This is a genomic window from Delftia sp. NA_296.1, assembly GCF_052692095.1.
The window spans coordinates 672,594-684,192 of the sequence record NZ_JBQZGF010000003.1; the positions used below are offsets into that span (position 1 = coordinate 672,594).

Sequence of the window (11,599 nt, forward strand, 5' to 3'; positions counted from 1 at the left end):
ATGGCTCTCCGGCCCGGCATGCGCAGCGTGGCGCGCACTCCCTCCCTCTTGCTCTTTCCGCTGCCCCAGACAGGCCTCGCCGTGCTCATGGCAGCGGGCCTGGCGGCAGGCGCCGCCTTGCCGCGCGCCGCGCTGGCCCAGGCCGGTGCGGCGGCGGCCAGCGCGGTGCAGCGTCCGTTCCAGGTGCCCGCAGGCCCGCTGGCCGCCGCGCTCACGGCGTTTGCCGCTGACGCAGGCGTGAGCATCAGTGCGCCGCCCGCCCTGGTGCAGGGCCGGCGCACCCAGGGCGTGCAGGGCCGCCTCACGGTGCGCGAGGCGCTGGACCGGCTGCTGGCCGGCACCGACCTGCAGGCGCAGGCGGCGGGGGAGGGCGGTTTTGTGCTGCGTGCGGTGCCCGAGGCCACCCAGGCATCGACCGTGCTGGGTGAGGTCAGGGTGACCGCCGCGGCCCCGGCAGAAAGCCCCTGGGGCAGTACCAGCGGGTATGTGGCGCGCCGGGCCAGCACGGCCACAAAGACCGATGCCTCGATTCTGGAGGTGGCGCAATCGGTGTCCGTCATCACGCGTGACCGCATGGACGACCAGGGCGTGCGCACGCTCAACGACGCCGTGCAGTACACGGCCGGCGTGCGCACCAACACGGGCGGGGCAAATCCTGCGGACGACAGCCTGTCGGTGCGCGGCTTCAGCCAGTTCTCGGGCAATTTCTACCTGGACGGGCTGCGCCTCATGCCGCTGGGCACGCTGGGCTTTTTCGGCATGGAGCCTTACGGGGCCGAGCGCATGGAGGTCCTCAAGGGGCCGGCCTCGGTGCTGTATGGGCAGAACTCGCCGGGCGGCATCGTGAACTTCGTGTCCAAGCGGCCTTCGGCCGATGCGGTGCGCGGCATGGAGTTGTCCGTGGGCAGCCATGCTCGCCGGCAGGCGGCCTTCGACCTCGGAGGGCCGGTGGGTGACGATGGCACGGTGAGCTACCGCCTGGTGGGGCTGGCCAGGGCGGCCGACCAGCAGATTGACTTCATGCGTGATGACCGCGTCTACCTGGCGCCCAGCCTGACCTGGGCGCCGGACGCGCGCACCAGCGTCACGCTGCGCGGCTTCTACCAGAAGAACCACGCCATGATGTCCACCAACGTGCAGTGGGATGCGCTCAACGGGCGCAACCCCAATGGCCGGCTGCCCCTGAACCGCTTCCTGGGGGAGCCGGGCTTCGACCGTGAAGAGACCGAGGTCGCATCGCTGGGCTACGACGCACGCCATCAATTCGACAGCGGCTGGACGCTGCGGCAGAACTTCCGCTACCTGCACGCACGCAACCACGAGCAGTACATGTTCCGCTACGGGCCGCTGATCGACGGCTCCATCACCAACCGGGAGATCGATTCGCGCGATGGCAAGGGCGGCGTCTATACCGTGGACACCAGCCTGTCGGGCCAATTCGCGGCGGCCGGCCTGCAGCATGAACTCATCGTGGGGCTGGACTACAACCGCAGCCGCTCCAGTTTCGACTCCTATATCGCCGACGGTCCGCAGCTGGACATCTACCGGCCCGTCTATGGCAGCTTCATCGACACCTCGCTGCTGCAGCCCGATGCGCTGCGCGATGAGCGCGCCCAGCAGGTAGGCCTCTACGTGCAGGACCGCATCCGCAAGGACCGCTGGGTGCTGGCCCTGGGCGGACGCCACGACTGGAGCCGCCTGGAGCAGTCCAGCCGCCTGGCCGACCCCGTGTCCACCAGCGTGCGCAAGCCCAAATCCTTCACCGGCCGTGTCGGCCTGACCTATCTTGCAGACAATGGCGTGGCGCCCTATGTCAGCTACAGCGAGTCGTTTGTCCCTTTGATGGGCGCTGACCGCAACGACCGGCCCTTTGATCCGGAAACCGGCAAACAGGTCGAGGTCGGCGTCAAGTACTCGCCCGACGAGCGCAGCAGCTTCACGCTGGCCGCCTTCGAGCTGCGCCGGCAGAACGTGCTCACCACCGACCCCGAGAACGTCCGCTATTCCATACAGCAGGGCGAAGTGCGTTCTCGCGGCATCGAGTTCGAGGCGGCAGTCCAGCCCACGCGCGGGCTCAAGCTCCTGGCCGCGCTGACCTACAACCCCGTCAAGGTGACCCGGGCCCAGCCAGACCAGTGGGGCGGCAACGTGCAGGGCAAGTCGCCTTACGAAGTGCCCCGCAAGATGGCGTCGGCCTGGGTGGACTATGCCTTTGGGGGCGACCTGCTGGGGCTGGGGGCGGGCGTGGGGGCACGCTACATCGGCTGGAGCTGGGGCGATGCGGACAACAGCTTCCGCGTACCGTCGTTCACCCTGGTGGATGCCTCGCTGCGCTATGACCTGGGAAAGATGCGCAGTGACTGGCGCGGGGCCAGCGTGAGCCTGACGGTCAAGAACCTGTTCGACAAGTACCACACGGCGTCGTGCTTTTCCGCCAATGCCTGCAACTACGGCGAAGCGCGCAACATGGTGGTACGGTTCGGGTACATCTGGTAGGCCTTGCGCCATCAGGCCGGTCGAAAGCGCTCTCGCACGCTCCCCGGCATGGATACAATCGAATAAGAATGATTCTTGTTTGATTGCGGGCCCCGCCCCCAAGGGAATCGGGACCTGCCATGCCATCCGCCTCCACCCCCCAGCACCGAGAAGCCGCCTCCCTGTACGCCGCCCACCATGGCTGGCTGCAGGGCTGGCTGCGCCGCAGGCTGGGCAACGGGGCGGATGCGGCGGACCTGGCGCAGGACACCTTTGTGCGCATCCTGGGCGTGCGCGACCTGGCCGGTGTGCAGGAGCCGCGTGCCTACCTGACCACGGTGGCCAAGGGCGTGCTCGTCAACTGGTACAAGCGCCAGGCGCTGGAGCGCGCCTACCTCGAAGCCCTGGCCGCACTGCCCGAGCCTGTGGCGCCTTCGCCCGAGCAGCGCGCCCTGGTACTGGAGACCCTGCACGAGATAGACGCCATGCTGGACGCGCTGCCGCCCATCGTGCGGCGCACGTTTTTGCTGTCCCAGCTGGACGGCATGAAGTACGAGGACATCGCGCAGCAGCTGGAGGTCTCGCTCACCAGCGTCAAGCGCTACATGGCCCAGGCGTTTCGCCAATGCCTGGTGGCAATGGCGTGATGGAGACGCCCCTGCAAGCGCGCGTGCTCGACGAGGCCGCCGAATGGCTGATGCGCCTGCACGACAGCGGCGCCACCGACGCCGACCGCGCCGCCTGCGAACGCTGGCGCCAGGCCGACCCACAGCATGCCCTGGCCTGGGAGCGCGCCGAGCGGCTGCTGGGCAAGTTGGGCGGCCTGCCTGCAGCGCTGGCCATGCCGGCGCTGGACCGGCCCCGAAGCCACCGCGCCCAGCGCCGCGCCACCGTGGCCCGGCTGGCCGCGCTGCTGGCCGTGGCGCCTGCAAGCTGGCTGGTATGGAGCGCAGCGGACCAGCGCGGCTGGGGCGCCGACCTGCGCACCGCCACCGGCGAGCGCCGCACCGAGCATCTGGCCGATGGCAGCCGCCTCCTGCTGGACACGGCCAGTGCGGTGGACATCCGGTTTGATGGCGCACTGCGCCTGCTCACCTTGCGCCAAGGCGCGATTTCCATAGAAACGGCGGCCGATACCGCCACGCCGCACCGCCCCTTTGTCGTGGACACCGCCCATGGCCGGCTGCGCGCCCTGGGCACCCGCTTCACCGTGCGGCAAGAGGGGGGCAGGGCGGACGGCGGCCCCGTGCGCCTGGCCGTGACCGAGGGCGCCGTGGAAGTCACGCTGCGCGGCGCCGCCCACCCGGCGCTGGTCGTTCAAGCCGGTCAGCAAACGGTATTGCGAGCGGGGGAGGTGACCGCGCCCCAGCCCCTGCAGCCCGAGGCCACGGCCTGGACCCACGGCATGCTGATGGCCGACGCCATGCCGCTGGCCGCGTTCTGCGCCGAACTGTCGCGCTACCGGCCCGGCCTGCTGCAGTGCGCGCCCGAGGTGCGCGCGCTGCGCGTGTCCGGCTCCTTTCCGCTGGGCGATACGGACCGGACGCTGACCATGCTGGCCTCCACCTATCCCGTCGACGTGCAGACGCGCATGCGCGGCTACTGGATCACCGTGGTCGCCAGGAACTAAAAAATCGAGGCAGGGTGACACTTTTTCGGATCTCGGCTGGCAACGGGGAAAGAGCTTCTTTCTTCACCGCCTCCAAGGACCGATTTCCATGCCTGCCGTACCGATGCCGCATCCCGTCTTCCATCCCCTGGCGCATGCCGCCCGCCTGGCCCTGCTGGGCATGGCATTGGCCGCAGGCGCCGTGCAGGCGGCCGAACCGGCACCCGCAGCCCAGACCTACCAGATCGCGCCCGGGCCGCTGGGCCGCACGCTGGCTGGCGTGGCCACGGCGGCGGGCATTTCGCTGTCCTTCGATCCTGCGCTGACCGAAGGGCTCACCAGCCCGGCCCTGTCCGGCCACTACGCGCCGCAGCAGGCGCTGCAGCGCCTGCTGGCCGGCAGCGGGCTGGACATGGTGGCGCGCAGCGATGGCAGCTACACGCTGCGCAGGCAGGCCGCACCGGCCGGCGCTGCTGCCGGCTCCACCATGGTCCTGAACGAAGTGCAGGTGACGGCCCGCGCCGAGCGCAGCGCCACCAGCGAAGGCACGGGCAGCTACGTGGCCCGCGCGGTCACGGTGGGCAAGGGCGAGCAGGCGATCAAGGACATCCCCCAGTCCATCAGCGTGATCACGCGCCAGCGCATGGACGACCAGAACCTCAACACCGTGGACGACGTGCTGGCCAGCACCACGGGCATCACCATGTACGACAGCCCCATGGGCGGGCGCTATGTCTACTCGCGCGGCTTCCGCGTGGACACCTACCAGTTCGATGGCGTGAACCGCGCCTTCTACTACCCGCAGGCCGACAACTTCACCAGCAACGCCGCCACGCTGGACCGCGTGGAAGTGGTGCGCGGTGCCACGGGGCTGCTGCAGGGGGCGGGCTCCCCCAGCGCCGCCATCAACATGGTGCAAAAGCGCCCCCTGGCAGAGCGCCAGCTGGAGGTATCGGCCAGTGCGGGCTCCTGGAACAACCTGCGTAGCGAGATCGATGCCACGGGCCCGCTCAACGAGGCCGGCACGCTGCGCGGGCGCGTGGTCGCCAGCCTCAACAGCCGCGACTATTTCTACGACGTGGCCAGCAGCCGCACCGGCGTGCTCTACGGCGTGCTGGAGTACGACCTCAGCTCCCAGACCCGGCTGACGGTGGGCGCCACCCACGAGCGGCTGCGCTCCACGCCGTTCTTCCAGGGCCTGCCGCGCTATGCCGACGGGGCGGACCTGCGGCTGCCGCGCTCCACCTTCCTGGGCGCGGACTGGAACCGCTGGGACAGCGAGCAGACATCGCTGTTTGCCGAGCTGCAGTACCGCTTCAACGCGGACTGGACCGTCAAGGCCACGGCGGGCTACACCCGGGAAAAGCACGACATGAAGTACGCCTTTGCCCTGGGGGCGATCAATCCCGCCACGCTGGCGGGCAACGAGATGTATGCCGGCCTGTTCGATGTCACCACCGACAACAAGACCCTGGACGTGGCGGTGGACGGCAAATTCGACGCCTTCGGCCGCCGGCATTCGCTGAGCTTTGGCGCCAACACGGGCCGCATGGTCAATGACAGCGACTATTCGCTGATCCGCATGGGCCTGCCCAACAACGTGTTCGACCCGAGCGCCGCCATCCGCGAGCCGTCCCGCGCGGAATTCCTGGCCAACCGCTATCGCGGCGATGAAAGCCGCACCCGCATGACCCAGTCCGGCGCCTACGGCGTGGCGCGGCTGAGCCTCACCGATGCGCTGACCGTGATCGGCGGCGCCCGCGTCACCCGCTTCACGGGCAGCAGCAACTACCGCAACACGGGCGAGGCCTACAACGACCCGTACAAGGAAAGCGGCGTCATCACGCCCTATGGCGGCCTGGTCTATGCGCTCAATGACCAGTGGTCGGCCTATGCCAGCTACTCCGACATCTTCCAGGCCCAGAACGCCGTGACGGCGGCCGGCGACCTGCTGGCACCCATCGAGGGGCGCAATCTGGAAGTGGGCATGAAGGGCGAATTGCTGGACGGCAGGGTGAACGCGGCCGTGGCCCTGTTCCGCATCGACCAGAAGAACCGCGCCGAAGAGGACCTGGTCAACCCCTGCTCGGCCAGCACCTACTGCTATGTCTCCGTGGGCAAGGTCCGAAGCCAGGGGCTGGATGCCGAGATCAGCGGCGAGGTGGCGCGTGGCTGGCAACTGTTTGCCGGCTACACCTTCAGCCATTTCAAGTACCTGGACAACACCTCCAATGCCGGCGTGGAGTTCGCCAGCACCTACACGCCCAAGCACATGCTGCGTGTCTGGAGCGACTACCGCCTGCCGGGCGAATGGAGCGCCTGGAACGTGGGCGGCGGCGCCAACTTCCAGACCGCCAGCTCGCGCGCGGTGGGCGCCATCACCGATGTGCAGCCAGCCTATGCCGTGTGGTCTGCCCGCCTGGGCTACCGCATCGACCGCAACTGGTCCGTGGCACTGAGCGTGGCCAACCTGTTCGACAAGACCTACTACCAGACCATAGGCGCGCCGGCCTGGGGCAATGTCTACGGCGCACCGCGCAGCGCGACGCTCACCCTGCGCGGCAAGTTCTGAAACACGGCCAGGAGCAACGGACTGCAGCAGCAGGCGGGAGAGCTGGGCCGCAAGAGGGTCGCAGTTGCCTATAATTGAGAATTATTCTCAATCTCGGGTCGCCGCGTGTCCAGCCCATCGCCCTCCTTGTCCGCCCATGTCGAATCCCTGTACCTGGCCCACCACGGCTGGTTGCAGGGCTGGCTGCGCAAGAAGGTGGGCAATGCCTTCGACGCGGCCGATCTGGCGCAGAGCACCTTCCTCAAGGTCCTGGGCGCCAAGGGCCTGGACCAGCTCCAGGAGCCGCGCGCCTACCTGACCACCATTGCGCGCAACCTGCTGATCAACCAGGTGCGGCGCCGCGCCATCGAGCAGGCCTATCTCGATGCCCTGGCCGCCATGCCCGAGCCCGTGGCGCCGCCGCCCGAGGTCCGGCTCATGGTGCTGGAGACCCTGGTGGAGATAGACCGCCGCCTGGGCCGCCTGCCCGCGCTGGCCAAGCAGGCCTTCCTGCTGGCCCAGCTCGAAGGGCTCGGCCATGGCGAGATCGCTGCCGAGCTGGGGATTTCCGTCTCCACCGTCAAGCGGCATCTGGCCAAGGCGGCCATGCGCTGCTTCTTCCCGGAGTAGGCGGCATGCAGGCGTTTCCTTCCGCTTCTTCCCCCATTTCTGCCGAAGTGGCCCGCCAGGCCGTGCAATGGTGGCTGCAACTGAACTCCGGCAAGGCCCAGGCCCGGCAGCACGATGGCCTGCGGCGCTGGCGTGCGGCCAGCCCCGAGCATGAGGCCGCCTGGCAGCGCATCGAATCCATGGGCAGCCAGATGGCCGGCATCCCCATGCCGCTGGCGCGGGCCGCATTGGCCGCACCCGGCTCGGCCGGCAGGCGCCGTGCGGTGCAGGCGCTGGCCGTGCTGCTGGTCTCGGGCGCAGGCTCCGCGGCCGTCGTGCGCTCGCAGGCCTGGCGCGGCTGGACGGCCGACCAGGTGGCTGCCGTGGGCGAGCAGCGCACGCTGCCGCTGCCCGACGGCGGCAGCGTGGTGCTCAACACCGGCAGCGCCCTCAACCTGCGCTACGGCGCGGCCGAGCGCGTGCTGGAGCTGGTGCGCGGCGAAATCCTGGTGCAGACCGCGCCGGACAGCCTGCACCGTCCCTTCATCGTGCAGACCGCCATGGGCGCCGTCCCGGCCCTGGGCACGCGCTTCACGGTGCGCGAGCGCGAGTCCGGCGTTGAAGTGGGCGTGCTGCAAGGCGCCGTGCAACTGCGGCCCGCGCATGCCCCGCATGCCGCGCAGCGCATCGATGCGGGAGAGCAGGGCACGTTCACGGCCCAGCAGGCCGTGCACTCCGGCGCGCTGGACACGGCGGCCAGCGCCTGGGCCGAAGGCATGCTCGTGGCCTCGCGCATGCGGCTGGAGGATTTCCTGGCCGAGCTGGGCCGCTACCGGCGCGGGCGCCTGGGCTGCGACCCGGCCGTGGCCGGCCTGCACGTCTCCGGCGCCTATCCGCTGGCCGACACCGACCGCGTGCTGGCCGCGCTGACTTCCTCGCTGCCCGTGGAAATCCACTCCTTCTCGCGCTACTGGGTGATGGTGCGGCCTGCCGGGGCGGGCAAGGCATGAGCGGCACGGCCTGCATGAAGGCCTTCGCACTTTCCTGAAAAAATTTGAGCTGATTTGCCGGCGATGGCTGTCAACAGAGACAGGAGCGCACCGCAGCGTGCGCCAACGCTTCTCTACAACCATTGCAACAAGGCCTTTCCATGCGCCCTCAGACCATGCGCCAGAACTCCATGCGGCAGACTGCCGTCTCCACCGTCCGCCCATCCCCGGCGGCCCCGGCATTACGTCCGGTGGCGCTGGCGCTGCAGGTGCTGTGCGCTGGCACGCTGGCGGGGCTGGCCGCCGCGGGCGCCCTGGCTCCGGCACAGGCCTGGGCGCAGCCCGCTGCCGGTGCTTCGCAGCAGCGCCAGTACGACATTGCTGCCGGCCCGCTGGAAAGCGTGCTCAACCAGCTCGGGCGCGAGGCCGGCGTGCTGGTCACCTTCGGCTCGGCCGTCACCGAAGGGCTGCGCAGCGGCGGCGTGAGCGGGCGCTTCACCGTGGAGCAGGCACTGGACCGCGCCTTGCTGGGCACGCCGCTGGCGGCCGTGCGCTCGGCCGGTGGCGGGTACACCCTGCGCGAGATGCCCGTGGTGCCGGCCACCTCCGGCGCGGCGGGTGCTGCGGGTGCGGCAGGCGCGGGGTCCTCCCAGACACTCAGGACCGTGCTGGTCACGGCCTCGGCCCAGGCCAGCCCCACCACCGAAGGCTCGGGCTCCTACACCACGCCGGCCACGGCGGCGGCCACGGGCCTGAGCCTGTCGCTGCGCGACACGCCGCAGTCCGTCAGCGTGCTCACGCGCCAGCAGATCGAGGACCAGGGCCTGCTCTCGCTCAACGACGCCATGCGCAGCGTCACCGGCATCCATGTCGTCAGCTCGGACAGCGACCGCTCGGACTTCTACTCGCGCGGCTTCTATGTGGACAACCTGCAGTACGACGGCGTGCCCACCTCCATCGGCCTGTCGTTCTACGGTGACTCGGGCACCGATACCACCATCTATGACCGCGTCGAAGTGGTGCGCGGCGCCACGGGCCTGCTCACGGGCGCGGGCAATCCGTCGGCCTCCATCAACATGGTGCGCAAGCACGCCAACAGCAAGGTGTTCACGGGCTCGGCCTCGGCCAGCGTGGGCTCGTGGAACCACCATCGCGGCACGGTGGACCTGTCCATGCCGCTGACGCAGGACGGCCGCATCCGCGCACGCGTCGCCGGCATGGCCGAAGAGCGCGACTCCCATGTGGATCTCTACCACGCGCGCAAGCAGGTCTTCTACGGCGTGATCGACGCCGACCTCACGCCCGACACCACGCTCAGCGTGGGCGCCGACTACCAGTCCAACCGGCCCACCGGCTCGACCTGGGGCGGCCTGCCGCTGGTCTTCACGAACGGCATGCCAGCCGACTGGAGCACCTCCAAGACCACGGCCGCGAACTGGACGCGCTGGAACAGCACCAACAAAAACATCTTCGCCAACCTGCAGCACCGCTTCGGCAACGACTGGAAGCTCAAGGCCAACTTCGTGCACCGCGACAGCGCCTACGACGCCAAGCTGCTGTACCTCATGCGCCAGCCCGACATCACCACCGGCCTGGGCATGGCCGCCCTGCCCAACTACTCCGAATACAGCTTCCAGCAAAACAGCGCCGACCTGCAGGTGACGGGCGGCTGGGAACTGGGCGGGCGCCGCCATGAGGCCGTTGTCGGCCTGACCAGCAGCCGCGCCCGCGAGCACAAGGCCGGCCATGCGCGCACCAGCCCGCTGCAGGACGTGGGCAACTACTACCAATGGGACGGCTCCTATGCCGAGCCCACCTGGGGGCCGCTGACCACCAGCAGCCTGGACCACACGCGCCAGGACGCGCTGTACGGCGCGCTGCGTCTGTCGCTGGCCGATCCGGTCAAGCTCATCGTGGGCGGGCGCCAGAGCAGCTGGAAGGTGCGCAGCCTCAGCGAGGTGCGCGACCACAACGTCTTCATCCCCTACGCAGGCCTGGTGCTGGACCTGAGCGAAGGCTTCTCGGCCTATGCCAGCTACACCGACATCTTCCAGCCCCAGAACTACCGCGACCGTGGCGGCAGCTACCTGGACCCCGTGGCGGGCAAGAGCTTCGAGATCGGCATCAAGGGCGAGCACCTGGACGGCAGGCTCAACAGCTCGCTGTCCGTCTTCCGCATCCAGCAGGACAACGTGGCCCAGCTGGACGAAGGCCAGGTCGTGCCCGGCACCACCGACTTCGCCTACTACGGCGCCAAGGGCGTGACCAGCAAGGGCTTCGAGGCCCAGGTCTCGGGCGAACTGGCCACGGGCTGGAACCTGTCGGCCGGCATTGCCCACACCGTCGCGCGTGACGCCCAGGGCCTGTCCATCAACGCCTGGGCGCCCAAGACCCAGGCCCAGCTGTTCACTTCCTACCGCCTGCCCGGTGGATGGAATCAGCTCACCGTGGGCGGCGGCCTGCAATGGCAAAGCCGCACCCGCGCCAGCGTCTTCGTGGCGGGCAATGACCTGGTCTTCGAGCAGAAATCCTTCGCCACCGCCAGCCTCATGGCGCGCTATGCCTTCAGCCCCAGGCTCTCGCTGCAGCTGAACCTGAACAACCTCTTCAACAAGAAGTACTACGTCAACATCGACGGCCAGGGCCAGTTCGGCACGCCGCGCCAGGCCATGGCGGTGCTGAACTACAAGTTCTGAGTGGTTGCGTTGGGGCGGGGCGCATTCCGTTGCGCCACAGCCCCACGCCGGCCCCTTTCCCGACCCATTCCTCCCTTTGGGCCTCAGAAACAGACTATTCCTAGAGACAAGCACGCCGCAGCTGCCTAGATTGACCGGCAACCCGGACACAGGCTTGCCTCCACCAGCTCCCCGCCAGACGCATGGCCGCCTCCTGCCCGAGATTCCTAAAAATCCCGAGGGAGAAACTCACATGCACCCACGGCACACGCTGCTGCGCAGCGCCTTGCTATGCATTGCCGCACTGCTGGCCCAGGCCATGCCGACCCTGGCGACTGCCGCCCCCAACCTGGGCGGCGGCACCAGCAAATGCGACCCCACCGTGCAAAGCTGCGCCCCCGGCACGGGCGGCGGCATCGACCTCGGCGGTGGCGGTGGCGGTGGCGGCGGCGGTGGCGACTCGGGCGGCGGCACCTGCACCCCCACGCCCGGCGGCAGCCCCTGCGGCGGCGCAGGCCCAGCCACCCAGGGCAACTCCAGCAGCACCCACCAGGGCGCAGGCAACCCCATCCACCTCATCAACGGCAACAAATACCAGCGCGAAGTGGACATGCCCGCCTTGCCCGGCCTGCTCGGCCTGGAAGTCGTGCGCCACTACAACAGCAGCTACAGCCGGGCCTACGTGCCGCCA

8 protein-coding genes are annotated in these 11,599 nt (G+C 69.2%); all 8 read left to right on the forward strand.

Annotated features, from left to right (window positions below):
* A complete protein-coding gene (locus ACUTR7_RS10970; RefSeq protein ID WP_445608841.1) occupies nucleotides 1-2,496 on the forward strand; it encodes a TonB-dependent siderophore receptor in 2,496 nt (831 codons plus the stop codon).
* Nucleotides 2,497-2,615: 119 nt separating this feature from the next.
* On the forward strand, nucleotides 2,616-3,122 hold the full coding sequence (locus tag ACUTR7_RS10975; RefSeq protein ID WP_013802810.1) for a sigma-70 family RNA polymerase sigma factor: 507 nt from the start codon (nucleotides 2,616-2,618) through the stop codon (nucleotides 3,120-3,122).
* A complete protein-coding gene (locus ACUTR7_RS10980) occupies nucleotides 3,101-4,105 on the forward strand; it encodes a FecR domain-containing protein (RefSeq protein WP_445608842.1) in 1,005 nt (334 codons plus the stop codon). Before ACUTR7_RS10975 ends, ACUTR7_RS10980 begins: the two co-directional genes overlap by 22 nt.
* Before the next feature lie 88 nt (nucleotides 4,106-4,193).
* Nucleotides 4,194-6,656 carry a TonB-dependent siderophore receptor gene (locus tag ACUTR7_RS10985; RefSeq protein WP_445608843.1) on the forward strand — a complete coding sequence of 821 codons (2,463 nt, stop codon included), beginning with the start codon at nucleotides 4,194-4,196 and terminating at the stop codon, nucleotides 6,654-6,656.
* A 126-nt stretch (nucleotides 6,657-6,782) separates the two neighbouring features.
* A complete protein-coding gene (locus ACUTR7_RS10990) occupies nucleotides 6,783-7,265 on the forward strand; it encodes a sigma-70 family RNA polymerase sigma factor (protein ID WP_043791465.1) in 483 nt (160 codons plus the stop codon).
* A gap of 5 nt (nucleotides 7,266-7,270) precedes the next feature.
* Complete coding sequence (locus ACUTR7_RS10995) at nucleotides 7,271-8,254, forward strand: FecR domain-containing protein (protein WP_445608844.1); 984 nt, start codon at nucleotides 7,271-7,273, stop codon at nucleotides 8,252-8,254.
* Between the two features lie 140 nt (nucleotides 8,255-8,394).
* Nucleotides 8,395-10,929 carry a ferric-rhodotorulic acid/ferric-coprogen receptor FhuE gene (fhuE, locus tag ACUTR7_RS11000; RefSeq protein ID WP_445608845.1) on the forward strand — a complete coding sequence of 845 codons (2,535 nt, stop codon included), beginning with the start codon at nucleotides 8,395-8,397 and terminating at the stop codon, nucleotides 10,927-10,929.
* Between the two features lie 232 nt (nucleotides 10,930-11,161).
* Nucleotides 11,162-11,599 (forward strand): DUF6531 domain-containing protein (locus ACUTR7_RS11005; RefSeq protein WP_445608846.1); only part of this gene is annotated, 438 nt, incomplete at its 3' end.